A 25,860-nucleotide genomic window follows, 5' to 3' on the forward strand; every position below is an offset into this window, starting at 1 on the left:
ATCAATTGCTGCCTGGATAAATATCTGACCAAGAATGCAACGCTGTTTTGCAGGGTTGCGACTTGGTCGCCAGAGATTTGGCATTCTCTGCCAGAAGCGTAGCGCCACCCGTCAAAATCCCTAAACCAATAGAGACGGCGCTGTTAACAACCCCTTCCTTGTTTACCCCAGCACTAGGGTGGGCTAAAGTGCCTTGCATTTTTACCAGGCCGGCCAAGTTCACTCCAGTCGTTAATCCAGATTTCTCCCTAGGATCAATCTTGATATTCAAGGCTTCACTGTTTAAGTTAATGCTGCCGTTTAAAACAATATCCAGCCTATCTGTTACTACGCCAACCGAGTCATTAATATTGACCACCCCATTAGTGATAGGCAAATAAGCAACGGCACACTCTAAGACTGTTTGATCGGTATTCTTGCGCAGCGGATTAATTGCATCCATTGCAGTAATGATGACATCACCGGTGCGATCTAAGAATTTCGAATCGAGCATGCCTTTGCCAATCGAAATCTGGATTGCACCATTGGCTCGGCTAGCGAGTTGATGAGCACTTAAACCTGTGGACTTGAGATTAAATGCGGCTTGCGTCTCACCACCTCTAACCTTGCTACTCGAGTCTGCCGCAGTGGTCAATTGCTCCAGAGTAAAACCCTTGGCCACACCCTTCAAAGCTAGCTCTGGAGAGCTACTCTGAATTTTAGAGAGCAGTACTTGCCCCTCCACACTACCTTTAGCCAAATTAAATGAGACATCCTTAGCGCTGATTTGATCGCCCTTGAATAAAAATGCGCCCTTGACATTGCTCAGGGGTAAATGATTTGAGGTGGTCATTTGAGCAATATCTAAAACGAGTTTGCCATTGGCATTTGGTAAAACCGCAAAAGGCAAAGCATCCTCACTAAAGACATATTTACCTTGAGCACTAGTTGGAGTAGCCCCAGCTACTTGAGCAGCTTGCTGTGATGACGGTTGGACTCCAGCAGCCCTATCCGCAGTGGAAGTCGCCGAATTACCCGAATTGGCCAAGTAAACAGATTTAGCATTGAGCTTGATATCAAACTGGGTCATCGATTTAGGGGCTTTATGAATATCCCCTTGGATGTCGATCGGGTTGCCGTTGACGGTTAGCACTAAAGCGAGATCGAGCTTTACAGGCTTTTCGTTCCAATCATTAAATGCTATCCGAAGATTTCCAGTTTTACCCTTGATACCGAGCTGATACTTGGCATAAGAGGCTTGACCATCGATATCTGAGCCCCTGCCGTTAGCGTCAATCTGCAGCTTGGGAATAGTAATGAGCTTGGCAGGTTTAGAGAATTCTTGATAATGAATCTGTGCATTGCTAAGGAGCAAGTGCTCGATTTTCATCGGTTCAGATGGAGTAGAGTCTGAACCACCATTTGAAGGACTGCTCGTAGCCGAGTTTGCTGTTTGCGCCGTCAAATCCCAATTTCCATCACCCGCTTTATTGGTCTGCAGATAAACCTCAAGACTTGAGAGGTTGATTGCATTGAACTCAACCCGCTTACTTAGAAGGGGTAGCAACTGGACATCGATTTCCAAACGCTTCACTGTCATTAGATGTGGATTACTAGCCCAACTTGCATTACTCAGAGATACTTGCTCAGCAGTAATACCAAGAGATGGAAATACATTCACACTAACTGGTCCAGCAATCTTAAGATCACGGCCAGTCGACTCTTTCACTGTAGAGCTCAGTATTTGAACCAACTTATCAGGGTTAATCTGAGAGGCGACATACCAAGCACCTGCCCCGGCTAAACCAAGAAAGCTTAAAGCGCAGATTAGAGTGATCTTCAGAATTTTAGGCATGCTGACATTCTAATTGGGATGGGTGGTGCACTTCTCGCGTGAACTAAAATAACCACTTACCCTGCAAAAACAATTCCTATGAGCTCAAACGACACATCACCGAAGTGCCCCGCCTGCCAAGAAGATATGACCTATCCAGATGGAGCTAACTATGTTTGCGCTCAATGTGGCCATGAATGGCCAATGCTTGCCGAGGAAGAAATAGAAGTCGGCTTGATTGTCAAGGATGCCAATGGCAATCTATTGGCTGATGGTGATACCGTTACCTTGATTAAGGACCTTAAGGTTAAGGGCTCATCCACCACTCTGAAGGTGGGCACCAAAATCAAAGGCATACGCCTAGTGTCTGGTGATCATGAAGTTGATTGCAAAACAGAAGCAGGCAATATGCTGCTTAAAGCCTGCTTCCTCAAGAAAGCTTAATAAAACCATCAAGCTATGCGCTGGCTTTCTTGAGCACTGCATAGATTTGATCCTTGAGTAGCAACTTCTCTTTCTTCAAAGTCTCGATTTCCTCTGGAGTACCCGGCTCCTTGTGATCTTCCATACGCAGTATCTTGGCGTCCAAATTGTTGTGCTTATCAAACAGGTGGGAGAAGTGGCGATCAGTGGTCTTGAGCTTGGTAATTAATTCGCGATATTCTGGAAACATTGAATCCCCCATGAGGTTTAGATTAGGTTACAGTTTTATTACAAATGGAACACAGTTTTAGTGTATCAATTGCAATTGGCCAGAACAATATCTTTGCCAATCAATATATTTATTTTGATTCAACTCTTGTGATGAGCAGCACTATCACCATATTACATAGGTGAGAAGTGCATTAAATTTGCAGTAATATCAAGAAGTACGCAAGTACATTAACCATCAAAAAGAAGGGTAATAAACCATGGCTACAAAGAAGTCACCAGCGAAAAAGAAAGTAGCTACCAAGGTGGTAAAAAAAGCCCCCGCAAAGAAGGTTGCTAAAAAGGCAATCGTTCAGAAAGTAGCGGCAAAAAAGGTAATTAAAAAAGTAGCGAATAAACCAGCAGCAAAGAAAGTTGCTGCCAAGAAACCAGTAGCCAAGAAAAAAATTCTTCAGAAGCCTGCTGCCAAGAAAGTGGCTAAGAAGTCGCCCAAGGCTACAAGCAAGTCTCCTAAAGTTGATCAATATGGTCTTGAACAAGACGACGAGTTTTACGGCTTGTACTTCGCCAAATCAACTAGCAAGGGCTTGGTTGAAGTAAAGCCTTGCACATTCTCCTTGATGTATTGGTGGAAAGGCCTGCTAGGCTATCCCGACATGATTGAGATTTCTAAAGGAAGCAATACTGCTATGCTGCAGTTTGAGTCGACCTTTGGTGGCGGTGATTCTGATGAAACAGAATTAACTGAGCAAGATGTTCTTGATATTGACCACATCATTGAGGTAGATGAAGAAGAAATGCTGATCTCTCTCTATTCCTATGTGCCTATTCCGGTGCCAGAGAAGCTGGTTGGCGCCCTGAGTTTGGCTATCCTTAATATCAACCCAGAAACTCGCTATGGTAGCTTAGAGCTCTGTTCTACTGAAAACGAAGAGGGTGAAACAGAGCACTTTTTACGTTATCGTGCGGCTACCTACTTGCGCGGCATCAAATCTGGTAAGGTCGAAGCAATCGAAAGTTTGGTTACCAACGGATCTGAGTTCTTTGGTCTTGCTTTGGATGCGATGTGCGTCAATAAATCAATTAAGAAATGGTTGCTCAGCTAAGGGCGAAGCAAGCTAATCTCTAAAAGATTTGGTTACACAAGTAAATGTACGTCATCGGAAAACGGTCATTGACTGTTTTCCGACTATCAACGATGCGAGCGTTATATCTTCCGAGTTTTTTACATTCGGCCACAGCTATTTCGAGGACCTCATCTTCTTTTGCATCCTTAGGCGCATGAACCCCGATTGCTCCATCTGATTGCTGGTAGACACCAAATTGACTTGGTGGCGTTGAACATGCAACTAATATCAAACATTGAGCAATGAGAAGATAACGCAAGAAATTCATGGTCCAACCCTTAAAAGAATGTGAGATTAGTTGGCGGAGAGGGCGGGATTCGAACCCGCGATGCCTTTCGACATGCCTGATTTCGAGTCAGGTACATTCGACCACTCTGCCACCTCTCCGATAATTGTAGGATAAGACTTAAATCATAATCCCGCCTTTTTTGTCTTACTTATTGTTCGCAGATTCCGGTCATCAGAAGTCCGCCAGAAAAGAATCCAAAAGGTTTCTTGCTTCCATTTCCAAATTCGTCAATGCTGAGGTAGTCTACAAAAGCGCCGTTTTGGCCTGCCGATTTTTGCACCCAAATTACCTTATAAGAATTGGTTTTACTACCAGATGCGATCACCTTAGGATTTTTTAAGGTGTCCATCACATCCCCAATCACTTCACCGGTTTTCTTAATTACTGCAAACTCTTGACCGACTCTTGGACTATCTTTGACTAGTTCTAACTCTCCGCTGGATTTGATGTAGGCATCACTTAGTACCTCGCAGCGATAAACCGTGTTAGCAGCAAAACCAGGTTGTGAGGCTAGCACAGAGCAAATCAAGAACACAAAAGATGAACGCATATTTATTTAGATTGGCTTGAGAACTTCTAGGCCACCCAAGTAAGGCTGAAGTGCCTTGGGAATAGCGATACTGCCATCAATTTGTTGCTTGTTCTCAATGAGTGCAACCAATGCTCTGCCAACCGCTAAACCGGAGCCATTTAAAGTATGAAGCAACTCTGGTTTACCTTGGCCAGACTTAAATCTCGCCTGCATCCGTCTAGCCTGGAAGTCACCCATACTGGAGCATGAGCTGATCTCGCGATAAGCATGTTGCGATGGCACCCATACTTCTAAGTCATAAGTCTTGGTGCTACCAAAACCCATGTTACCAGTGCAGAGCAATACTTTTCTATAGGGTAGCTCCAGCAATTCCAAGATACGTTCTGCGTGCCCATTCAAATCCTCGAGGGCTTGCATGGAATCTTCTGGCTTAGTGATTTGCACCAACTCAACCTTGTCAAATTGATGTTGACGAATCATTCCACGTACATCACGTCCATAGCTGCCCGCTTCAGAGCGAAAGCACGGTGTATGAGCTACGAACTTCATTGGCAAATTGTCGGCATTCACAATTTCATCGCGTACTAAATTAGTCACCGGAACTTCAGCTGTAGAAATGAGGTAGAAGTTTTCAGTTCTTGCCTCACCACTCTCACCTTCCCCGCCCATCTGGCGTGGAACTTTGAATAAATCCTCTTCAAACTTTGGTAACTGGCCTGTACCACGCATAGAGGCAACATTGACCATATACGGGGCGTAAACCTCTTGGTAGCCATGGTTGGTCGCATGAGTATCGATCATGAATTGCGCAAGAGCGCGATGTAATCTGGCGATAGGCCCCTTGAGAACTACAAAACGTGAACCGCTAATCTTGGCAGCAACTTCAAAATCCAAACCGAGCGGACCACCTAGGTCAACGTGGTCTTTGATCTCAAAATCAAAAATGGGTTGCTCACCCCAACGCTTAATCTCTTGATTCTCTGTTTCGTCTTTACCAGTTGGCACAGACTCATCAGGCAAATTAGGAATATCCATCAAGAAATCAGCAATCTCGGCTTGCAGAACACTTAATCTTGCTGCGCCAGATTCCATATCAGAATTAACTTGAGCAACTTCCGCCATTTCAGCAGAGGCATCTTCGCCTTTGCCCTTCTTCATGCCAATTGCTTTAGATAATTGGTTACGTTTGGCCTGCAATTCTTCGGTGCGAGTTTGCAAGGACTTGCGCTCTGACTCTAAGGCATTGAACCTTTCAACATCGAGTTGAAACTTACGAGTAGCGAGGCGCGTTGCAACAGCGGCGATATCTTTGCGAAGTAATTGCGGATCAATCATGTGATGCTCTATGAATTAAAAATACTTGGTTTTGGGGTCTAGTGTGATGCAGGCTCTAGTTTAAGCGTAAGACTTCAGCCCCAGCAGGAGGCGTGAAATTAAAGCGATTAGCTGGCAAATTGACGTTGAGCTGGATCTTATCCAAAGTCACCAAGACCACGCTGCCCAAACCATCTATGAGCTCTAAGGCTTTTGGCAAACCATTGCTCATCCCAATCGAAATCTTGGTATAGGGCAGATCATTTTGCTTTTTAGCGTTGGGATCTTTTTTTGGAACCAGGGCTACCCACTTCATCCCCAGCCGCTCTTCACCTTCAATCAGATCAAAATGCTGATCGAGCGAAGATTCTCCAAAGAGAATGGCTGCAGGGGTTGTTGCTAAGGCTTGACCCGCCGGACGGAAAGTGGCTTGGTTTAAATCTTTGTCCCACAAAATGAGCTGATTGCCGTTAGCAATCAATTTTTGCTCATAGGGCTTTTGGGTATCCCATACAAAACGACCTGGACGCTGAAAAACAAAATGGCCTTGTGTTTGACGAACAACTTTTAAGCCTTTGTCTTGCGGCTCATTAGCTTTGGGTGCGCGCAACTGTTGCTGCATAAAATCACCTTCTGCTGTTTTGGAGTTCCGCACAAACTCACGCAACTGATCAGATCCAGTACTGCTTTGAGCTAACACTGAAGAAGAAAGTGCGATGGATGCAATACCAATCAATACTGCAGATAAGAATCTTTGCAAGATAGCGCCTTACTCAGAGGGACGGTGCAAAATCTCGCGATTGCCCCCGTTACCCATCTTAGAAACGAGACCGGCTTTTTCCATATCCTCTAGCAAGCGTGCGGCACGGTTATAGCCAATGCGCAAATGGCGTTGCACTAAAGAAATCGATGGACGCTTGTTCTCCAAAACAATCGCTACCGCTTGATCATAGAGCGGATCAGCTTCGCCCCCACTCTCGCCAGTAAGCGCATCTACATTAGATTCATCGGCACCTTCGAGAACACCATCAATGTAGTTGGCCTCACCCTTTTCCTTGAGCCACTCCACCACACGATGCACTTCATCATCTGATACAAATGCACCGTGTACACGGACGGGCAAGCCGGTGCCTGGTGCCATGTAAAGCATGTCACCCATACCGAGAAGCGCTTCTGCGCCCTGCTGATCCAAAATTGTTCGGCTATCGATCTTGCTGCTCACCTGGAATGAGATACGAGTTGGTACGTTCGCTTTAATTAAGCCCGTAATCACATCCACGCTAGGACGCTGGGTTGCTAATACCAGGTGGATACCTGCAGCACGAGCCTTTTGTGCAATACGGGCAATCAACTCTTCAATCTTCTTACCAGAGACCATCATCAAGTCAGCCAACTCATCGATCACAATGACGATGACTGGTGCTTTATAGATTGGCTCAGGATCATCTGGAGTCAAGCTAAAAGGATTGGTGAGCTTCTCACCCTTTTCTTCTGCTTCAGCAATCTTCTTATTAAAGCCTGCCAAGTTACGCACGCCAAACTTACTCATCAGTTTGTAGCGGCGCTCCATCTCATTCACAGCCCAGTTCAGCGCATTATACGCCTGCTTCATATCAGTCACTACTGGGCATAAGAGGTGGGGAATCTTGTCGTAGATGGCCATCTCAAGCATTTTGGGATCAATCATGATCAGACGCACTTCATCAGGCTTAGCCTTAAAGAGCAATGACAAAATCATGGCATTGATACCAACGGACTTACCAGCACCAGTAGTACCCGCTACTAAGCAGTGCGGCATCTTTGCAAGATCAGCCACCATTGGGCTACCAGAAATATCTTTACCTAGGGCCAGGGTAAGCAATGAGTGATTGTCGTTGTAGACCTGCGAAGTCAAAATTTCTGATAAGTAAACCGATTGGCGCGTTGGATTTGGTAACTCCAAAGCCATGCAGGTTTTTCCTGGAATAGTCTCAACCACACGCATGCTGACTACACCTAGTGAGCGTGCCAAATCGCGCGCAAGATTCACAATCTGACTACCCTTCACACCAACAGCAGGATCAATTTCATAGCGAGTCACCACCGGACCTGGGTAAGCGGCAATTACGGTGACTTGTACGTTGAACTCAGCTAACTTACGCTCAATAAGGCGTGAAGTAAATTCCAAGACATCTGCAGAGATAGTTTCTTTTGCTTCAGGCACAGGATCGAGCAATGCTAAAGGTGGCAACTCAGAATCCGGAATATCCACGAACAAAGGTTGCTGCTTCTCACGTTCAACTCGCACACTCTTAGGAATCTCTACTGGTGCACGAACAATCTGAACGGGAGCAGCCACTTCCACGCGCCCTCGAATCTCCTCTACAAACTCTTCACGCTCTTCAGCTGCCGCTTCGCCTAACTTGCGATCCTCTTCACTATCACGACGTTCGCGAATACGGTGACAACTTACCTCCAAGAAACGCCCTACTTTTTCAGCGACATCTAGCCAAGAAAAATGCAAGAACAAGGATAGGCCTGCAAACAAGCCAAACAGCAGCACAAGAGTCGCACCAGTAAAACCAAGCGACATTTGGAGGGGATCACCAATGAGCTCACCCAAAATGCCACCAGGGGGTCTTGGAAGCTCCCAGGAGAGCGAGTGCATCCGTATAGACTCAAGGCCCATACTGCAGATTATGGTCAGTCCAAAGCCCAACCAGCGCGTCAATAAGGATTCTGGTTTGGCTTCCGGATCAGGAGGCAATGGAACGCTCCAGAGCTCGCGCCAGCCCTGTAAGACCCGACGGCCAAACAAGATCACCCACCAAAATGCGGAAATCCCAAAGACGTACAGCATTAAATCGGCCAAATAAGCCCCAAAACGGCCTCCTAGGTTCTTGGGTGCCTTAAAACTGGCATGGGACCAGGCTGGGTCAGCCTTGGAATAAGTCACCAAGATGGCTAATAAGCCTAAGCATAGGCCTAAAGAGATGAACCAACGCGCTTCCAGAAGAAGGCGGGGCATCCGACCCTGACCGCCCATTTCAGGAGGCTGGGGACTTGCTGGAGTCTTGGACTTCGGATATGCGGTTCTAGCCATGCTCTACCGATTGTAAACAAGCAAATCTATAATTTGGGTATGACTACGAATACCCCAAAACACTCCAAAGTCCTCATCCTCGGATCTGGCCCTGCTGGCTATACCGCTGCAGTGTATGCCGCCCGCGCCAATTTAAAGCCTACCCTCATTACTGGCCTAGCTCAAGGGGGTCAATTGATGACCACCACCGACGTCGAAAACTGGCCTGCAGATGCCGACGGGGTTCAGGGCCCTGAACTCATGGATCGCTTTCTAAAGCACGCTGAGCGCTTTAATACTGAAATCATTTTTGACCATATTCATACGGCAGCCCTGAAAGAAAAGCCGATTCGTTTAGTGGGCGACTCTGGTACCTATACTTGCGATGCCTTGATTATTTGTACTGGTGCTTCTGCACAATACATTGGTCTTCCCAGTGAAGAGGCATTCATGGGTCGCGGTGTTTCTGGTTGCGCAACTTGTGATGGCTTCTTCTATCGCAATCAAGATGTCTGCGTAGTGGGCGGTGGAAACACTGCAGTTGAAGAAGCACTCTACCTCACTGGTATTTGCAAAAAGGTTACCGTAATTCATCGTCGCGATAAATTCCGTGCCGAGCCGATTTTGAATGATCTCTTAATGGCTAAAGTGGCTGAAGGCAAAGTAGAACTCAAATTGAATTCCACGTTGGACGAAGTACTCGGGGATGAAAAAGGTGTTACTGGTGTGCGCATCAAGAAAAACGATGGCAGCACTGAAGAGATTGCCGTAACTGGTGCCTTCATTGCGATTGGTCACAAACCAAACACCGATCTCTTTGTGGGACAGCTCGACATGAACAATGGGTACCTCAAAACTCACTCTGGATTAGAGGGTAATGCTACAGCAACCAACATCCCCGGCGTGTTTGCTGCTGGCGATGTTCAGGATCACGTTTATCGTCAAGCGATTACCAGTGCTGGCACTGGTTGTATGGCCGCATTAGATGCGCAGCGTTACCTGGAAACTTTAGAGTAATTTTCTTAATTATCTATCACCGTTTTCGTTTTCTGTGTCCAATAAAAAAGCCTAGCATTGCTAGGCTTTTTTATTGGATATTTTCTAAACCCAATTCTCAAGGGCAAGATTGGGGACTCTTTTAAATTCCGATAGATTATTAGTTACTAGGGTTAAACCGTGACTTCTAGCATGAGCCGCAATATGAATATCATTCACTCCAATAGGTTTACCCGTGCTTTCCAAGAACGCTTTGATTTGACCATAATGCTGAGTTGCATATATGTCATACGGTAAAACTTCTAAGTGACTTACAAAATCTTCAATGTTATTGAGATTACTTTCAACCTGTTGACTCTTTTCTGCACCATACATCAACTCCGCCAACGTAATTGTTGATATAGCCATTCGGTTTGCATTTTTATTGAAGACCTTAAGCACCTCAAGCGGTTTTCTCTTCATTACATAAATAACAATGTTGGTATCGAGCAAGTACTTCAGCATTAAAGGGGCTCTCTATCACTTTGCTCTTGAGAACCTCTTTCATTCATAAAATCGTCACTCACACGAGCATCGCCCAAAAAGTAGTTATCCCACATATTCTCAATAGGGGCAATTATTCGTTCCCGACCCTTTGCGCGGACATTAACCTTGCGCACATTTTCTGGCAGCCGCATTTCAGCGGGCAATCTCACAGCTTGGGTCCTGTTATTTGTAAAAACAGTTGAAATAGCCATAGTCTTCAATCTCCGAATGTACATGGCAATTGTATATTGCATTAAATGCCTATGCAAGCCCCAAATAAATACCCCTCTCAGCATCCATAGTTAGGGTGCATTGCTCACACTAAGCACTTCCACTCAAGATCATCTTGCTTTTCTTGCTGAGTGATTTGGTCTTCCGTAGTTGCATCTAATTTAGCCTTATCAACAAACCCCTCAGAAAATGTTGATGGATCATTTAAATCAACTTGAATTTTTATAATTTCAATTTCATTCGTGCCTCAATGATAAGCCTCGCATTGCAACCCATCTCGACCTCACAAGAAAAAAGCCTAGCATTGCTAGGCTTTTCTTATGGGACAACGTTTCTTATCTGGTGATCACTGGCAAGAGCGGCACGATGAGTAGCGCCACGATGTTGATGATCTTAATTAACGGATTGACTGCAGGGCCTGCGGTGTCTTTGTAGGGATCGCCTACAGTGTCACCAGTCACAGCAGCTTTGTGCGCTTCAGAACCTTTGCCACCGAAGTTTCCTTCTTCGATATATTTCTTCGCGTTATCCCAAGCACCACCACCAGTACACATGGAGATAGCCACAAACAGTCCAGTCACGATCGTACCCATTAAAAGACCACCTAAGGCAGCAGGACCCAAGAAGAGACCGACAAGAATTGGAGCAACAACCGGGAGGAGTGAAGGAACAATCATTTCCTTAATCGCTGCTGATGTGAGCATGTCCACTGCTTTGCCGTACTCAGGTTTTGCGGTGCCCTCCATGATTCCAGGGATATCGCGAAACTGACGGCGCACTTCTTCCACTACAGCGCCAGCACAACGACCAACTGCTTCCATGGCCATCGCACCAAACAAATAAGGAATCATGCCGCCAATAAATAGGCCAATGATCACCATGTGGTTAGATAGATCAAAGGATACTTGCTGACCGATACCCTCTAACGCATGGGTGTAATCAGCAAAGAGTACAAGAGAAGCTAAACCCGCAGAACCAATGGCATAACCTTTAGTGACTGCCTTAGTGGTATTACCCACAGCATCTAATGGATCGGTAATGTCACGCACCGCTTGTGGCAAACCGGCCATCTCTGCAATACCGCCAGCATTATCTGTAATTGGGCCATAAGCATCCAGTGCCACTACGATACCGGCCATCGATAACATGGCTGTCGCAGCAACCGCAATGCCATATAAACCAGCTAGCCAATAGGCAGCAAAGATTGCAGCACAAACAAATAACACAGGATAGGCAGTCGACTTCATCGAAATCCCAAGGCCTGCAATGATGTTTGTACCGTGACCCTTGGTAGACGCTTCAGCGATATGCTGCACTGGCTTAAATTGTGTACCGGTGTAGTACTCAGTAATCCAAACCAAAGCGGCAGTGAGCAATAAACCAACAATGGTTGAGCCAAATAAACGCCACTGACTTCCGGGAATACCCAACGCATCATCAGGCATGATGAACTTCGTAACAAAGTAGAAGGCGATGAGAGACAAGCTACCTGCAATGATCAGACCTTTATACAAAGCAGGCATCACATTCTTCATGCCAGGAGTTGCTTTTACAAATGAACAACCAACAATTGAAGCGATGATTGAAACGCCACCGAGAACTAATGGATAGATGATGGCAGCCACTGGCGCGCCAGCAACCATCAACGAACCTAAAACCATTGTGGCGATTAATGTCACGGCATAAGTCTCAAACAAATCAGCTGCCATGCCTGCACAGTCACCGACGTTATCACCTACGTTATCTGCAATCACCGCAGGATTGCGTGGATCATCCTCCGGAATACCAGCTTCTACCTTGCCTACCAAGTCAGCACCAACGTCAGCGCCCTTAGTAAAGATGCCACCACCTAAACGAGCAAAGATAGAAATCAAAGAGGACCCAAAAGCTAAACCAATAAGGGGGTGCAAAACTGATGACAGATCTTGACCTGCCCCAATAGACACCAAGAACATAAAGAAGAGCCCAACACCCAGCAAGCCCAGACCTACCACCAACATACCAGTAATAGCCCCGCCTTTGAATGCCACATTGAGCGCCTCATTCATACCCTAAGTAGCTGCTTCTGCTGTACGTACATTGGCTCTTACTGAGACGTTCATGCCAATAAAGCCACAGGCTCCAGATAGAACAACGCCCACCACAAATCCAATAGCAGTTGCAAAGTCCAAAAAGAGTGCCATCAAAATAGTGAGCACCAAACCCATTATGGCGATTGTTTTGTATTGACGCGATAGATACGCTGCGGCGCCCTGTTGAATCGCCTCTGCAATTTCTTGCATTTTGACGTTGCCTGTACTTTGCTTCAAAATCCAGCCGCGCATCACAAAACCGTAAACCACGGCTAGGACACCGCACGCCAAGGCAAAATACAAGCCCAAAGTGACATTACTCATGCTTGAACTCCCTAAAGTTGATCTTTTTGTTTTGTATATCTAGCGCTTAGGTAGACCTCGTTTAGGAAAGCTTTAAACTATGTCTTTAAGCCGTACCAGTATGTAACAGAATGACCCCTGCGCCTCTTTGCTAAGATCAGGGTATTTACTAATCACTATTCATTTTTCGGAGTATTTATGATTTATGAGTCTCGACAAGGTTAAGCCAGGTAAAAAGATCCCTGAAAGCTTTAACGTCATTATTGAAATCCCAATGAACGCGGATCCAATTAAGTATGAAGTGGATAAAGAGAGTGGCGCAATTTTCGTAGACCGTTTTATGGGTACTGCAATGCACTATCCATGCAATTATGGTTACATCAATAAAACGATTGCTGGTGATGGCGACCCTGTTGACGTTCTTGTGATTACTCCATTCCCACTCATCCCTGGTGTTGTAGTGAGCTGTCGTGCAATTGGTATTTTGCAAATGGAAGATGAAGCTGGTCAAGACGCTAAATTACTGGCTGTGCCAGAAGACAAAATTTTGCCAATTTATACGCACTGGCAAAAACCAGAAGATATCAATCCTTTGCGCTTGAACCAAATCCAACACTTTTTCGAGCACTATAAAGATCTTGAAAAAGGTAAGTGGGTAAAAGTGAAAGGTTGGGGTGGTGTTGCAGATGCTCATAAAGAAATTCTAGAAGGCATCGAACGTTACAACAAAGAGCACGCTTAATTTTATTGAAAAGGCTTTGTGAATCGGAGTGAGCGCACAGAAAATTGCCTTAGCCCAAATTAACCCTTTATTGGGTGATTTGGCTGGCAATGCGCAGCTCATTCACAAGGCCGCTCAAGACGCTTATTCCCAGAGCTCCACAGTCGTTGTTACTCCGGAGCTTTCGCTTACTGGCTATCCGCCTGAAGATCTCCTGCTTCGCCCCGCTTTTATTGAGGCTTGCGAGCTAGAACTCAAACAATTAACCGAGCAACTTACCCAATACACCGATCTAACGGTGATTGTGGGTCATCCTAAATTGACTGCCGCTGGTCTACAAAATTATGCGTCGGTATTACGTAATGGCAAAGTTATTGCTGGTTATGCCAAACAAAAATTGCCCAATCATGAAGTATTTGATGAAGTTCGCTACTTTGTGCCCGGCAATCAAGCCTGTGTTTTTGAATGCGACGGCATTTCATATGGCTTGATTTTGTGTGAAGACGCCTGGCATGCTGGACCTGCTAAACAAGCGCATGCTGCTGGCGCTCAGATCCTGCTAGTGCCTAACGCATCGCCCTATCACCTCAAAAAAGAATCCTTGCGCATCGAAGTACTGCGTGGCCATATTGACCAAACCAAAATGCCTCTGGTATACGTCAACGCTATTGGCGGCCAAGATGAACTGGTCTTTGATGGTGGTTCCTTCGCTCTGAATTCTCATGGACAAGTTGCCATGGCATTGCCTCAATTTGAAAGCACTCTGGGCTTTGTCAATGTGAGTTCGACTGGCGAGCTAGAGCAAGGTGAAATTACCCCAACTCAAAGCGTAGAGGCGCAAGCCTATCAAGCTCTGGTATTGGGCGTTCGCGATTATGTAAATAAAAATCGCTTTCCTGGGGTCATTATTGGTCTGTCTGGTGGCGTTGACTCAGCCTTAGTGCTCGCAATTGCCGTTGACGCCCTAGGCGCCGATCAAGTGCGTGCTGTCATGATGCCTTCACGCTATACCGCCGATATCTCCTGGATTGATGCCCGTGAATTAGTCAAAAACCTTGGAGTGCAATACGATGAGATCCCGATTAGCGGGCCAGTAGATGCGCTAGAGCAATCCCTTGCAGAACAATTTCAAGGCTTAAAAGTAGACGCTACAGAAGAAAACATTCAGGCGCGTGTACGCGGCACCTTGCTGATGGCACTCTCCAATAAAACAGGTCGCCTAGTGTTAACTACCGGCAATAAGAGTGAGATGGCGGTGGGTTACTGCACTCTTTATGGAGATATGGCTGGTGGCTTTGCTGTAATCAAAGACATCAGCAAGACTTTGGTGTATCTACTGTGCGCCTATCGCAATAACATTGCACATGTGATCCCAGAGCGCATTTTGACACGCGCCCCATCTGCAGAATTACGCCCCGATCAAACCGATCAAGATAGCCTTCCTTCCTATGAAGTACTTGATGGCATCGTTGAGCGCTGTATGGAGCAAAACCAATCGATCGCCCAAATCATTGCGGCTGGTTTTGATGCTGAAAGTGTGGAAAAAGTTACTCGCTTAATCAAGCTCAATGAGTATAAGCGCCGCCAAGCACCTCCAGGAGTTCGCGTGACTACTCGCGCTTTTGGCCGTGACTGGCGCTACCCAATCACATCGAAATTTAGAGCCTAGACAATCTCGGGGTGGAATTTGGCAGCTCTCCTCAGTTCTAGGTATGATTACATCATTAGGGGGAACACATGAAACTCATCACATCAATTATCAAACCGTTCAAACTTGACGAAGTTCGCGAAGCCTTAGCTGAGGTCGGAGTTACCGGCTTAACTGTGACTGAAGTAAAAGGCTTTGGTCGCCAAAAAGGCCATACTGAACTTTATCGTGGTGCCGAATATGTTGTGGACTTTTTGCCAAAAGTAAAGGTTGAAGCAGTGCTTGCAAGCGATCGCGTAGAAGTAGCGATTGAAGCGATTACTAAAGCCGCTCGCACCGGCAAGATTGGTGACGGAAAAATTTTCGTCACGCCTGTGGAGCAAGTCATTCGTATTCGTACCGGTGAAACTAACGAAGCGGCGGTTTAATCGCCAGCTTCGCCTATCTCTCAATTAAGCTTATTGCGAATCGGCTGGAGCTGTCGACTGAACAATTTCAGCGGGCTCCAACACCACGGTCTTTGCTACAGTATTACCAAGTCGTACTCTAGATCCTTGGTAATACATATCAACTTGATTTAATCCGGAGGTCATCACCTTCAAAGGGGGTTTGCCATAAAAGCTTGCCCCAATTCCTGGTTCCATTGCTTTACTCTGAATTTTGCCGCCTGCATCTACTACACAAACCGTTTGGGCAATTTTGGATTGCAAATACACCATATCGCCTGCTTTCTTAGCCGACTCTGGTTTATAAGCAACCGCTGCCAAATCTGCAGGCGGACACTCGGAGCTAGTTTGCGCAACTGCAGGCATAGCCGCAGGAACGCTTGCAGTCGGTGGATTAGGTGCCTCTGGGGCAGGAGCAGATGCGGGCTTGGATTCAGGCGTTTGCGCCTCGGGGGCAGTTGGAGCAGCATCTTGTGCGAGCGCAGGCTCCACCTTTGGAGTCTCTGGAAAAAACAATGGTTGTAAATTCACAACTGAAAACGCCACTGCTGCAGCAATGCTCACGAGCAAAAAGATTTTCCGGTGAGGCTTAGCATCCCCCTGGGACTTATCCACCTTCATCGCGGGCATTTCAATTGCTGGGCTTGCTGCTGGCATTGCAATATTGACTGCAGAGAGTGTTGACTCCTGGACCTCTTCTGCCGCACTCTTCACGTCTTCTTTTTTGACAGCTTCTGCTCCACCCAAATCAAAAGCCTCTGATTCGCTTAGCTTTAATAACTTTGCTACTTTTTTTGCAGCAGTTAGCTTCACCTTTGGACCGTAAAAAGAGCTTAATTCGCCGTTTTCAATTTGCTCAATTTGACGCACTGATAAACAAGCCATTCCCGATATATCTTTAGTGCTCAGTCCTAGATCTTCCCTGGCCTTAGTAAATGCTTCTTTGCGAATTTCTGGAAGTTTGACTGGCTTATTCATAGCTCGATGTTTGTCTCATTTGTAGGTATTTTCCATGATCATAAACATAAATTGCTACAAGAGTAAGCAATCTATTGTCAAAAATATCTTTTATTCCACTTGGGCGGACCCACTCACAGAGGTACAGAACAAAACAGGGGTGAACTAATTAATACTTCATGAGCTCAGGACAACAACTTCATGAGCTCAGGACAACATTTGCTCAGAAGCACAGTGGAGTTAAGTGATGAATGGGCTGTTATTAGTCGGAGGATTCCAGGAAATTTTCCGCCAAATATATTGCGGTGCAACATGGCATGCGAGATTCTTCTAAGGCCAGTTGGGGGCCGATATTTCCATCTCACGGCACAATAGTGCTTTTGAAACACATTTTTTGGAGACAAATGAGCATGAAACGTCTTAATGAACGCTCTCGTATGGTTACTGAGGGTGTTGCACGCGCCCCAAATCGCTCGATGTATTACGCCATGGGTTATCAAGAGAAAGATTTCTCAAAGCCAATGGTTGGCGTTGCTAATGGTCACTCCACTATTACCCCTTGCAACAGCGGCCTACAAAAACTCACTGATGCCGTAGTCATTGCCTTAGAAGAGGCTGGCGCTAAAGCGCAAATGTTTAGTACACCAACCGTTTCCGACGGTATCGGCATGGGTACCGAGGGCATGAAATACTCCCTCGTCTCGCGCGAGGTGATTGCCGACAGTATTGAAACTTGCGTCAATGGATTATGGCAAGACGGCGTGGTTGTGATTGGTGGCTGCGATAAAAATATGCCAGGCGGCATGATGGCGATTGCCCGTACCAATGTTCCGGCTATTTATGTTTACGGTGGCACGATTAAACCGGGTCACTACAAAGGCAAAGATCTCAATATCGTTTCGGCTTTTGAAGCGGTAGGTGAATTTACCTCCGGCAGAATGAGCGAGGAAGATCTCAAAGGTGTTGAGCAGCATGCCTGTCCCGGTAGTGGCTCTTGCGGTGGCATGTATACCGCCAACACTATGAGCTCTTCTTTTGAAGCCTTAGGCATGAGCCTGCCCTACTCTTCTACGATGGCTAATGAAGATGCCGAGAAGGTAGCTAGCGCGGCTGAGTCTGCCCGCGTATTGGTTGAAGCAGTCAAGAATAACCTGCGTCCACGCGACATCATTACCAAAAAATCAATTGAGAATGCTGTTAGCGTCATCATGGCTGTTGGGGGATCAACCAATGCAGTCTTACATTTCTTGGCAATTACTAGCGCTGCAGAAATCGACTGGACGATCGATGACTTCGAACGCATTCGTAAGCGCGTCCCTGTAATCGTCGATATGAAACCATCTGGAACCTACCTGGCAACTGATTTACATCAGGCCGGCGGCATTCCACAGGTTATGAAGATTTTGTTAGATGGCGGTTTACTACACGGCGACTGTATGACCATTACCGGCAAAACTATTGCCGAAGTTTTAAAGGACGTTCCTTCTGTACCGCGCGCTGACCAAAAAGTGATTCGGACCTTGGATAATCCACTCTACAAACAAGGTCACTTGGCTATCTTGAAGGGTAATATCTCTCCAGAAGGTTGTGTTGCCAAAATTACTGGCTTGAAAAATCCATCCATCACTGGTCCGGCGCGAGTGTTTGATTCAGAGGATGATGCAATGGCCGCCATCATGGCTCAAAAAATCAAAGATGGTGACATCGTAGTCATTCGTTATGAAGGGCCTAAAGGGGGCCCAGGAATGCGCGAGATGCTCTCCCCCACTTCCGCTTTAGTGGGTCAAGGATTGGGTGAGTCTGTTGGCCTAATTACTGATGGACGCTTTTCTGGCGGCACTTGGGGTATGGTGGTTGGTCACGTTGCACCAGAAGCTTATGTAGGCGGCACTATCGCCCTGATCAATGAAGGTGACTCAATTACGATCGATGCGCACAAGCTCTTAATTCAGCTAAATGTGAGCGAAGAAGAAATTGCTAAACGCCGCGCTGCATGGAAGCAACCTAAGCCTCGTTATACGCGTGGCTTACTTGCAAAATATGCGAGCTTGGCAAGTAGTGCTAGCAAGGGTGCAGTAACAGATTTGAATTTGAAACTCTAATTTTCTCTTGCCGAAAAACAAAAGCCCCTAGTTTGACCTAGGGGCTTTTTATTTGGCCTGGATAATTTTGTCTTTCTATGGATTAGTGCTTATCGTGCTTTACAGAAACCGCATCAACTGGAAATTTCACCTCAACCTCGCCTGCTTTTGCAAACTTGAGTTTTACAGGAACGGATTGGCCCGCATTAAATGGACCTTTGAGATTAAGGAACATGAGGTGATAACCGCCATGCTTTAACTCAACCATGCCATGGGCCGGCACAGCAATGCTTTTCACTTCGCGCATTTTCATGACATTACCTTCTATAGCCATCTCATGCAGTTGGACCTCCCCCGCAGCAGGAGAGCTTGCAGACACTAGCTGATCAGCGACGCCCTTATTCTCAATCTTCATAAAGCCGCCAGCCACTTCTTGGCCAGGTGCTGTAGCACGCGTGTAAGCGTTTTCAATTTTGATTGAACCTAATGATGCGCTTTGGGCAAAAGCAACTCCACTCATCGCAAAACAAGCAAATCCAATCGATAAGGCTGCTGATAATAACTTCTTCTTCTCCATATATTTACTACGTACAAGTCTAGATGCCTCTTAAATACCATTGATTTAATTGATTAAAGTCGATGCTACCAACTTTACGAATCACTTTACCGATTTTATCAATCAATATTGTCATTGGGGTTTCTCCTCGCCATTTGGGATCAATTTCATAGCGCATAGCATCCTCAAATGGAGATGTCAGCATATCATATCATATAAGAATTGGCATCTTTTAATTGCGCATTCGAAAGCATCTTGGCAGCACTCTCTACCGACACATCATCCACCTGGACAAAAATGATTTCGGCATTTTTATGCTGAGCGATGAACTTACCCCATAGCGGCATCTCTCTAGCGCAGGGTGAACAGGTAACACCCCAAAAGTGAATCACCAAGGGATGGCCAGCATAAGGCTTGGTAATGGCTTTCCAATCACCTTTCTGATAAGGCTTTAATCCATTGGTCTGCGCATAGGCATTCGAGAACAAAGCAAATATACAGGCCAGAAAAATTGCAATAAATTTCATGGCGTGGAGTTTAATGGAATCAGTTGGTATCCATCTTCACGAGTTAGCCATGAAAGATAAATTTTGGTCCCATCATTAATCAGTAGTGGATGATCGCTATACCCAGTTGTGCTCGACAACAGACTTGGCTTAGACCAAGTCACACCATCATCTGTAGATTGCTTTAAAAATACCGAGGTTTTCTGTCCGTCAAATTCCTTCCAGACCAACCAGACTGACCGACCAAATGCCAATAAGTAAGGCCGTGAGACATTCGCATCAGGTGAGCCAATCCTACTGGGCTTGGAATACGTTTTTCCTTGATTGCTAGAGTTGACATAAAAAACTCCAGAGCGAGCAGCACCTTGAGTAAACCAAGCTACATGCATTTTTCGAGAGCTTGAGACTGCTATCGTTGGCCCATGATGCGGGCAAGCATCAGTCTTCCACTCATCTTGTGAAACACGCTCTACCTTGGAGGCATTTTCAGGAAAGATGATTTGAGTGGCATGATCCCGAATGCCACCAGGGAAAATGGCTCTATATACAATTGCTATTCCTCCCTGCGGATCAGAGCTCACGCCAATACGACAGCACTCACAACTGCTTTCATTGGCAATTTTCTCAGGCGCAAAGGTATTGCCGCCATCCCTCGAAAAGGAATACGCAATCGATCCGCCAAGACGTTGATTGCCTGCCGCCTTTGCTTGAGCTACCAAGCTCTTATCAATCCACGCAATAAAAATAGATCCATCGGGACGCATTACCGCATAGGGAAATCGTTGGCTCGCACCATCATTTACCAGCGATTTTGGAGTACTAAATGTTTTGCCGCCATCACTTGAATGCAAAGTATTGATTTGTGCATTCCAGCTCGTATCCTTGAAAAATGAATATGCCAAAAAAACATTGCCAACTTGATCCGCTTGAATCTGCGGCCTTGCATCAGCACCCACATCCAAAGACTTACCATGCTCAGCCAATATCTTTGGTTGGCTAAAAGTTTTTCCCGAATCCAGAGATTGGGCGAGCGCTACGGCACCACCAGCAGTCCAAGCAAGCCATAGCTTGCCATCGCCAGAAAAGAATGGCGTTGCTGCATTGGCGCAATCTAATCCATTACCCACACAAGTAACTGACTTAGTAGTCGCCATCATGTGGGATAAGTGATCCATCTGTGCAAAACTTGGCTTGGGCACCATCAAGCCAAAAGAGCTCGCTAAGATTAGCTTAAATAAGAGGCATTGGAATTTATGTAACATTAAAAAACAATACGCGCGCCAACGGTAATGGACTGGGGTTGTCCAGCTATATAACTCCTTTGGCTAGTGCCGGTCCCATAAGTAATGTAAGTACGATTTAGCAAATTGACAGCACTTGCAAACAAGGTAGTTTGCGAAGTCATCTGGTAGTTTGCCTTAAGCCCTACAACCGCATAAGACGGTACCGGCAGAGTATGAGCACCATCTAGCCAAGAGTTACCAATATAACGGACATTGGCGGTCAGACTTGTTTTGGGAATTGGCATGTAAGTTATTCCTGCGTAACCCATATTTTGCGGCACTCCCCCAACTTGAGAGCCAATTGGATTTAGGGTGGCACTAACACCTTGTCCAATCCAAGTGAGCACTGTATTGGTATGAGTATAGGTACCATCTACCGCCCAGTTGGCACTCAAATCATGATGGGCCTGCACCTCTAGTCCCTGGCTTTGTAGGTTCTGATTATTTCCATACAAGGTATAAGTTTGACTTCCCCCAGTGCAAACGCTTGCGGGACAACCAGCTGCATATGCCTGCGCCTGAGAGACGTTGGGCGCATAAACAGCGTTTTTAACTTGTGCACTAAAACCAGTTACCTGAATAAAGCCAGCATTCCAGCGGTAATCTGAGCCCAACTCATATCCCGTCATGTTTTCTGGAGTGAGCAATGGATTTGCGAGACTCACACTGGTTGAATTTCCATAAGTGCGAAGCGTATTGTTAAGGCCTGGCGCATGAAATCCCTGATAAGCTGCCGCCCTAAAATCCAACTCCTTAGTTGCTTGCAATAGTAAACCTAAATTAGGGCTGAATTTATACACAGTTTGATTGGGTACGCTGGTATAGCTTGGTATGCCATTTGCACCTGCTATCCAATAGGTGGGAGTTTGGCTTTGCCACTGATCTCCCCTCAGAGACAAGGTAGCCTGCAAGGGAATTACATCTGTTTTAGCCTTCATCTGCGCCATAACACCATAAAACTCTTGCTGGCCTTTTGCATAATCCGAAGATGTTACTTGCCCATTTTTATATCCAGCAGCCGAACTAAATGAGTTGGTCAAGTTCTGGGCCGCTACCTGTCGACCATCTACACTCAGAACCACTTGCTGCAATGCCTGGTCTTTTAAGTCATGGGTATATTGAGCTGAAGCACCAATCGTCGTATATGGATCATTATAGTTAGCACTAATATAAGCTGCACTTGCATTACCAGTTGGGCTATTACTAACATTCTGCTGCCACAGGGTCGTATTTTCATAAAACGCATTGACTTGCACTTTTTGCACTGCACTCAAGCGCGTCGTCGCCCCAGCCGAAAACGTTGTCTCTTGAGTTGTTTTGGTGGCAAAGTTATATCCGCCTGTCGGAAGGTTCTGCATATTGTGCGATCCGATATTAAAAAAGGCATCGGTATCTGAACTCAATCTCAACGCGCCTTGCAAGCGATAATTCGCGCTATTAGCACTCTCTGGCCCCATGCCTGGTAAAAGCGGAGCAGACTGACCATAACTATTTTTAGCAGGATATTTTGATGCGGGTGAAATTGTTGGCTGATTGATATAGCCATCAGTATTAAAGTAATCGGCAGAAATACGTAGTTTCAATACATCATTCACAGCCAGTTCTTTTGAGGCAGCAACCGTACCCGTATTGTAGGAGCCATAACTTGCAGATACCTCTCCTTTGTTATCACCAATCGGCTTAGTAATGATATTTATTAAGCCACCCATACCGTAGTTTCCATAGAGGTTTGATACATCACCTCGAATAAGCTCAACATCTTGGATAGCTGAAAGTGGAACTAAATTCCACTGCACAGTTCCATACATAGCATCATTTGCCGGCAAGCCGTCAATTAACGCCAAAGTACGCGCATTACCCAAACCACGCACATTCAAACTTTGTCCAGTTGGATCTTTTTCGTAATAGGGTTGATCATTTAAGAATACGCTCGATTGATTTTTTAAAACTTGATCAATCGTCATCGACGGTGAATTTTCAATGTCCTCATTAGTCAGAATCGAAGTGTTTTGGGCCATCTCTTTTAATTCCGTTCCCGAACGGCTTGCGCTGACAACCACATCGCGGATGCGTTGAGCACTGTCAGCAGATGTCGCACTCTGAGCTAGAGAAGAATCAGAAAGCGCCGCTAAACCAATTAAAAAAATCAACTTCTTATCAAATGGAATCAACATTATTTAACTCCCTGTGCTGAGGTTTTTAAGTCAATTTGGATTAAGACCATTTGTTCTGAAGTGGTCATTTGCTGCACCAATAGAAATGCAACATACAAAATAATTGCCGTAAGACCAAGACTAAAACCCATTAAGGCGCACTTGAGTTTGTGCGATAGAGGTTTAAAACTAAACATCGATTACTCCAACAAAATTCGACAACGAGGCTGTCAACTGCATAGCGTTGCTATGTCATAAATAGTATTTAGGCTTGTGCTGGAGGGGCTGCTGAAGGAGGTGTTACCCAAGCAGCGAGGGGCTTGGGTGATTGATAAAAAAGCTGAGGAAGTAAGGCCAATGTTTGTGGCGCTTCAAATGTGAGATTGGCGTTAAATGCTGGCCCGATATCGCTATGGGTAATGCAATAGGGACAGGGCTGGCTTTGTCCAGCCACATCGGTTTGCTCGTCATCAATATTGATTTGCATTTTGCTGCCATCAACGGAGCAAATCTCCATGGCAAAGCCATGACCACCCTTTACCAGCGACACCGCCTGAGAAACAGCTGGTGCGAGCGCACTCATCACAATTGCTAAGGCAGCAATCCAATGAATGAGGTGGTTTTTGGGGAATTTCATAGCTCTGGCATTTTATAGGATTCCCCTGCCTTTGCTGAAGATTCAATTGGTTTCAGTAGTTAAAGCTGATTTTTGGGCAATAAAAAAGGGATCCGAAGATCCCCTTTTTGGGTATATGAACCAAATTACATATTGGCAGAACGCTCGATGAGCTTACGACGCATTGGGCGCAATACAAACCAAGCTAAGATTGCTGCAGTTCCGTTCAAGAAACTAGCAACCCAGAATACTGCTTCCCAACCACCGGTCATCGTCACCAATACGCTAGACAAAGGTACTAATAATGATGCAGTACCTTTCGCCGTATAGAGTAGACCTGCGTTACCAGCAGCATAGGTTGATCCGAATGTATCAGCGTTAGTTGATGGGAACAAGCTGTAAATCTCACCCCATGCAAAGAACACTAAGCCGGTCAACAACACAAACATTACTGGATCACGGCCAAGATAGTACAAACCAAGAATACCGAGACACTCAAATGTGAAGCACAGAGTCATGGTTTGTTCGCGACCAATTTTGTCCGATACCCAACCAAAGAATGGGCGGGTCAAACCATTGAGTACGCGATCAATTGTCAAAACAAAAGTCAATGCAGGCAAAGCCAAGCCCATCAAACTTACTGTTACGCCAGCGACTTGGAAGTCCTTTGCAATTGGAGCTAATTGAGCTGTAGCCATCAAGCCTCCAGCCGCCACCATGACGAACATCACATACATGATCCAGAACACAGGTTGCTTAACCATTTCCATCGGGCGGAAGTCTTTGCGGGTTTGGGCAACAGCTGCTTTAACTGTTGTTATTGCACTCTTAATTGGTTTTGAAAGGAACAAACTCAAGACCACGACAATTGCGCCTTGACCTATACCAAAGAACCAGAAGGTTTCTTGATAACCTTGCTCAGCAATCATTTTTGCAATTGGAATTACGGTTAAAGCAGAACCAGCACCAAAGCCTGCCGCAGTCATGCCAGCTGCTAAACCACGACGATCAGGGAACCATTTCAACGCATTACCTACGCAAGTACCATAGACAGCACCGGCACCGACACCACTCACTGCGGCCGCTATGTAGAGCATGGCTAATGTATCCGCATGAGCATTCATCATCCAACCTAAGCTACACAAAGATACCGCCGCCAAACACTACCGGGCGTGGGCCAAATTTACCAACGAGATAGCCCTCGATTGGAACCAACCAAGTCTCGGTTAATACGAAAATGGTAAATGCAACCTGAATCGCTGCGCGACCCCAGCCAAACTTAGCATCAATTGGGTTGACGGGTTGACGAATAATGTCCAACCATATTGCAAGTTTGCAATCATCGACATACAGATGATGCCGATCAGTAGCTGAAACCAACGACCCCCTATAGGCCCTGTAGTTTTCTCGCCGCTCATTTGATATCTCCTATTTTTACTTTTTATAAATACTCATTCAACCCAAAGAATTGGGATAAGTGATTTTTAAACATTTATACCTGGGAAGACTTGACAGTAATCAAGAATTCTTTAAAACCCCACTAGTGATTACCCTCGCTAAAAGCCCCTAATTAATGGTGGGTCTTAAGTTTGTTTTATCACGTATTCCTCAATTGCGAAGGTACGATTGGAATTTGGAGTAAACAATAAAAAAATTACATGCCGCGATAGGCGCCGTCAAAATCATAGTGACGAGCAGACTGCTCTTGGCTAGTAGCGCTTTCAGAAAAAAGCTGGTTAATCATATTCAATAAAACAGTCATTTGAATCTCCTTAAGGGTTAGTACCTAGATTATAACCCTAATACTTATTACAATGACAATGTAATAAGTATTTTCATATTATGAGAAATAAGCATGGATTTGCAGTGATAAGCCCTGGATATGGGTAGATTTGGTGCCGCTTGCCGGAATCGAACTGGCGACCTTTTCATTACGAATGAACTGCTCTACCAACTGAGCTAAAGCGGCACAGAATAAT

The 25,860-nt window shown here is 45.6% G+C and carries 23 protein-coding genes, 2 tRNA genes and 2 pseudogenes; 7 read left to right on the plus strand and 20 right to left on the minus strand.

From position 1 onward, the window contains the following. Position 1: 1 nt before the first annotated feature. Positions 2–1,834 carry an AsmA family protein gene (locus DXE33_RS04545; protein ID WP_114638832.1) on the minus strand — a complete coding sequence of 611 codons (1,833 nt, stop codon included), beginning with the start codon at positions 1,832–1,834 and terminating at the stop codon, positions 2–4. Between the two features lie 78 nt (positions 1,835–1,912). Between DXE33_RS04545 and DXE33_RS04550 the strand changes: the two genes are divergently transcribed. Next, a complete protein-coding gene (locus tag DXE33_RS04550) occupies positions 1,913–2,257 on the plus strand; it encodes a zinc ribbon domain-containing protein YjdM (RefSeq protein ID WP_114638834.1) in 345 nt (114 codons plus the stop codon). Positions 2,258–2,270: 13 nt separating this feature from the next. Here DXE33_RS04550 and DXE33_RS04555 read toward each other — a convergent pair whose 3' ends face one another. Continuing rightward, the gene (locus DXE33_RS04555) at positions 2,271–2,486 is read right to left on the minus strand and encodes a YdcH family protein (protein ID WP_114638836.1); all 216 of its coding nucleotides are present in this window, start codon (positions 2,484–2,486) and stop codon (positions 2,271–2,273) included. Between the two features lie 238 nt (positions 2,487–2,724). Here DXE33_RS04555 and DXE33_RS04560 point away from each other — a divergent pair, with 238 nt between their 5' ends. Further along, a complete protein-coding gene (locus DXE33_RS04560) occupies positions 2,725–3,570 on the plus strand; it encodes a hypothetical protein (RefSeq protein WP_114638838.1) in 846 nt (281 codons plus the stop codon). A gap of 320 nt (positions 3,571–3,890) precedes the next feature. On the opposite strand, the gene DXE33_RS04570 is transcribed toward DXE33_RS04560, so the two are convergent. From DXE33_RS04570 to DXE33_RS04590, 5 genes are all read right to left on the minus strand, one after another. Then, positions 3,891–3,978: transfer RNA gene (locus DXE33_RS04570), tRNA-Ser, on the minus strand. Between the two features lie 50 nt (positions 3,979–4,028). Continuing rightward, on the minus strand, positions 4,029–4,430 hold the full coding sequence (locus DXE33_RS04575) for a hypothetical protein (RefSeq protein ID WP_114638842.1): 402 nt from the start codon (positions 4,428–4,430) through the stop codon (positions 4,029–4,031). 6 nt (positions 4,431–4,436) lie between these two features. Further along, on the minus strand, positions 4,437–5,747 hold the full coding sequence (serS, locus tag DXE33_RS04580) for a serine--tRNA ligase (RefSeq protein ID WP_114638844.1): 1,311 nt from the start codon (positions 5,745–5,747) through the stop codon (positions 4,437–4,439). A 55-nt stretch (positions 5,748–5,802) separates the two neighbouring features. Further along, positions 5,803–6,486, minus strand: a complete 684-nt coding sequence (locus tag DXE33_RS04585; RefSeq protein WP_114638846.1) for an outer membrane lipoprotein carrier protein LolA — start codon at positions 6,484–6,486, stop codon at positions 5,803–5,805. A gap of 9 nt (positions 6,487–6,495) precedes the next feature. Further along, entirely contained in the window at positions 6,496–8,808 is a 2,313-nt protein-coding gene (locus tag DXE33_RS04590) for a DNA translocase FtsK (protein ID WP_114638848.1), read from the minus strand. A 39-nt stretch (positions 8,809–8,847) separates the two neighbouring features. On the opposite strand from DXE33_RS04590, the gene trxB reads away from it, so the two are divergent. Beyond that, positions 8,848–9,804 (plus strand): thioredoxin-disulfide reductase, encoded by a 957-nt coding sequence (gene trxB / locus DXE33_RS04595; RefSeq protein WP_114638850.1) that lies wholly within the window; start codon positions 8,848–8,850, stop codon positions 9,802–9,804. A gap of 84 nt (positions 9,805–9,888) precedes the next feature. Here trxB and vapC read toward each other — a convergent pair whose 3' ends face one another. The 3 genes and pseudogenes from vapC to DXE33_RS04610 form a co-directional block, all read right to left on the minus strand. After that, positions 9,889–10,287, minus strand: a complete 399-nt coding sequence (gene vapC, locus DXE33_RS04600; RefSeq protein WP_114638852.1) for a type II toxin-antitoxin system tRNA(fMet)-specific endonuclease VapC — start codon at positions 10,285–10,287, stop codon at positions 9,889–9,891. Then, on the minus strand, positions 10,287–10,520 hold the full coding sequence (gene vapB / locus DXE33_RS04605; RefSeq protein ID WP_068323602.1) for a type II toxin-antitoxin system VapB family antitoxin: 234 nt from the start codon (positions 10,518–10,520) through the stop codon (positions 10,287–10,289). Before vapB ends, vapC begins: the two co-directional genes overlap by 1 nt. A gap of 354 nt (positions 10,521–10,874) precedes the next feature. Beyond that, positions 10,875–12,935, minus strand: a pseudogene (locus DXE33_RS04610) (sodium-translocating pyrophosphatase). Between the two features lie 184 nt (positions 12,936–13,119). Here DXE33_RS04610 and ppa point away from each other — a divergent pair. The 3 genes from ppa (at position 13,120) to DXE33_RS04625 (ending at position 15,711) form a co-directional block, all read left to right on the plus strand. Next, the gene (ppa, locus tag DXE33_RS04615) at positions 13,120–13,656 is read left to right on the plus strand and encodes an inorganic diphosphatase (RefSeq protein WP_114638854.1); all 537 of its coding nucleotides are present in this window, start codon (positions 13,120–13,122) and stop codon (positions 13,654–13,656) included. A 28-nt stretch (positions 13,657–13,684) separates the two neighbouring features. Beyond that, the gene (locus DXE33_RS04620) at positions 13,685–15,304 is read left to right on the plus strand and encodes an NAD+ synthase (RefSeq protein ID WP_114638856.1); all 1,620 of its coding nucleotides are present in this window, start codon (positions 13,685–13,687) and stop codon (positions 15,302–15,304) included. A gap of 68 nt (positions 15,305–15,372) precedes the next feature. Continuing rightward, on the plus strand, positions 15,373–15,711 hold the full coding sequence (locus DXE33_RS04625; RefSeq protein WP_114638858.1) for a P-II family nitrogen regulator: 339 nt from the start codon (positions 15,373–15,375) through the stop codon (positions 15,709–15,711). A 30-nt stretch (positions 15,712–15,741) separates the two neighbouring features. Here the strand turns inward: DXE33_RS04625 and DXE33_RS04630 are convergent, their stop codons facing one another. Continuing rightward, positions 15,742–16,707: a helix-turn-helix domain-containing protein gene (locus DXE33_RS04630; RefSeq protein WP_114638859.1), complete on the minus strand. Its 966-nt coding sequence runs from the start codon at positions 16,705–16,707 to the stop codon at positions 15,742–15,744. A 389-nt stretch (positions 16,708–17,096) separates the two neighbouring features. Between DXE33_RS04630 and ilvD the strand changes: the two genes are divergently transcribed. Then, positions 17,097–18,788, plus strand: coding sequence for a dihydroxy-acid dehydratase (gene ilvD / locus DXE33_RS04635; protein WP_114638861.1), 1,692 nt, complete (start codon positions 17,097–17,099; stop codon positions 18,786–18,788). Between the two features lie 82 nt (positions 18,789–18,870). On the opposite strand, the gene DXE33_RS04640 is transcribed toward ilvD, so the two are convergent. From DXE33_RS04640 to DXE33_RS04670, 9 genes and pseudogenes are all read right to left on the minus strand, one after another. Beyond that, positions 18,871–19,344: a copper chaperone PCu(A)C gene (locus tag DXE33_RS04640; RefSeq protein ID WP_114638863.1), complete on the minus strand. Its 474-nt coding sequence runs from the start codon at positions 19,342–19,344 to the stop codon at positions 18,871–18,873. Positions 19,345–19,363: 19 nt separating this feature from the next. Continuing rightward, the gene (locus tag DXE33_RS09605; RefSeq protein WP_162785411.1) at positions 19,364–19,528 is read right to left on the minus strand and encodes a hypothetical protein; all 165 of its coding nucleotides are present in this window, start codon (positions 19,526–19,528) and stop codon (positions 19,364–19,366) included. Between the two features lies 1 nt (position 19,529). Further along, a complete protein-coding gene (locus DXE33_RS04645) occupies positions 19,530–19,850 on the minus strand; it encodes a TlpA family protein disulfide reductase (RefSeq protein WP_114638864.1) in 321 nt (106 codons plus the stop codon). Continuing rightward, positions 19,847–21,031, minus strand: coding sequence for a sialidase family protein (locus tag DXE33_RS04650; RefSeq protein WP_162785412.1), 1,185 nt, complete (start codon positions 21,029–21,031; stop codon positions 19,847–19,849). The genes DXE33_RS04645 and DXE33_RS04650 overlap by 4 nt, the downstream gene beginning before the upstream one ends. Before the next feature lie 59 nt (positions 21,032–21,090). Beyond that, complete coding sequence (locus tag DXE33_RS04655) at positions 21,091–23,286, minus strand: TonB-dependent receptor (protein ID WP_114638868.1); 2,196 nt, start codon at positions 23,284–23,286, stop codon at positions 21,091–21,093. Continuing rightward, a complete protein-coding gene (locus DXE33_RS09610; protein WP_162785413.1) occupies positions 23,286–23,462 on the minus strand; it encodes a hypothetical protein in 177 nt (58 codons plus the stop codon). Before DXE33_RS09610 ends, DXE33_RS04655 begins: the two co-directional genes overlap by 1 nt. A 68-nt stretch (positions 23,463–23,530) precedes the next feature. Continuing rightward, positions 23,531–23,902 (minus strand): DUF2946 domain-containing protein, encoded by a 372-nt coding sequence (locus tag DXE33_RS04660; protein ID WP_114638870.1) that lies wholly within the window; start codon positions 23,900–23,902, stop codon positions 23,531–23,533. Between the two features lie 125 nt (positions 23,903–24,027). Beyond that, a pseudogene (gene oxlT / locus DXE33_RS04665) lies at positions 24,028–25,299 on the minus strand (oxalate/formate MFS antiporter). 475 nt (positions 25,300–25,774) lie between these two features. Next, a tRNA-Thr gene (locus tag DXE33_RS04670) sits at positions 25,775–25,850 on the minus strand. Positions 25,851–25,860: the final 10 nt, after the last annotated feature.

The organism is Polynucleobacter necessarius, assembly GCF_900096765.1.
GTDB lineage: Bacteria > Pseudomonadota > Gammaproteobacteria > Burkholderiales > Burkholderiaceae > Polynucleobacter > Polynucleobacter necessarius_F.

Bases quoted from the DNA above. Each gene is read 5' to 3' on its own strand.
- DXE33_RS04545 (WP_114638832.1), bottom strand. From the start codon at position 1,834: ATGCCTAAAATTCTGAAGATCACTCTAATCTGCGCTTTAAGCTTTCTT.
- DXE33_RS04550 (WP_114638834.1), top strand. From the start codon at position 1,913: ATGAGCTCAAACGACACATCACCGAAGTGCCCCGCCTGCCAAGAAGAT.
- DXE33_RS04555 (WP_114638836.1), bottom strand. From the start codon at position 2,486: ATGTTTCCAGAATATCGCGAATTAATTACCAAGCTCAAGACCACTGAT.
- DXE33_RS04560 (WP_114638838.1), top strand. From the start codon at position 2,725: ATGGCTACAAAGAAGTCACCAGCGAAAAAGAAAGTAGCTACCAAGGTG.
- DXE33_RS04575 (WP_114638842.1), bottom strand. From the start codon at position 4,430: ATGCGTTCATCTTTTGTGTTCTTGATTTGCTCTGTGCTAGCCTCACAA.
- serS (WP_114638844.1), bottom strand. From the start codon at position 5,747: ATGATTGATCCGCAATTACTTCGCAAAGATATCGCCGCTGTTGCAACG.
- DXE33_RS04590 (WP_114638848.1), bottom strand. From the start codon at position 8,808: ATGGCTAGAACCGCATATCCGAAGTCCAAGACTCCAGCAAGTCCCCAG.
- trxB (WP_114638850.1), top strand. From the start codon at position 8,848: ATGACTACGAATACCCCAAAACACTCCAAAGTCCTCATCCTCGGATCT.
- vapC (WP_114638852.1), bottom strand. From the start codon at position 10,287: ATGCTGAAGTACTTGCTCGATACCAACATTGTTATTTATGTAATGAAG.
- vapB (WP_068323602.1), bottom strand. From the start codon at position 10,520: ATGGCTATTTCAACTGTTTTTACAAATAACAGGACCCAAGCTGTGAGA.
- ppa (WP_114638854.1), top strand. From the start codon at position 13,120: ATGAGTCTCGACAAGGTTAAGCCAGGTAAAAAGATCCCTGAAAGCTTT.
- DXE33_RS04625 (WP_114638858.1), top strand. From the start codon at position 15,373: ATGAAACTCATCACATCAATTATCAAACCGTTCAAACTTGACGAAGTT.
- DXE33_RS04630 (WP_114638859.1), bottom strand. From the start codon at position 16,707: ATGAATAAGCCAGTCAAACTTCCAGAAATTCGCAAAGAAGCATTTACT.
- ilvD (WP_114638861.1), top strand. From the start codon at position 17,097: ATGAAACGTCTTAATGAACGCTCTCGTATGGTTACTGAGGGTGTTGCA.
- DXE33_RS04640 (WP_114638863.1), bottom strand. From the start codon at position 19,344: ATGGAGAAGAAGAAGTTATTATCAGCAGCCTTATCGATTGGATTTGCT.
- DXE33_RS09605 (WP_162785411.1), bottom strand. From the start codon at position 19,528: ATGCTGACATCTCCATTTGAGGATGCTATGCGCTATGAAATTGATCCC.
- DXE33_RS04645 (WP_114638864.1), bottom strand. From the start codon at position 19,850: ATGAAATTTATTGCAATTTTTCTGGCCTGTATATTTGCTTTGTTCTCG.
- DXE33_RS04650 (WP_162785412.1), bottom strand. From the start codon at position 21,031: ATGGTGCCCAAGCCAAGTTTTGCACAGATGGATCACTTATCCCACATG.
- DXE33_RS04655 (WP_114638868.1), bottom strand. From the start codon at position 23,286: ATGTTGATTCCATTTGATAAGAAGTTGATTTTTTTAATTGGTTTAGCG.
- DXE33_RS09610 (WP_162785413.1), bottom strand. From the start codon at position 23,462: ATGTTTAGTTTTAAACCTCTATCGCACAAACTCAAGTGCGCCTTAATG.
- DXE33_RS04660 (WP_114638870.1), bottom strand. From the start codon at position 23,902: ATGAAATTCCCCAAAAACCACCTCATTCATTGGATTGCTGCCTTAGCA.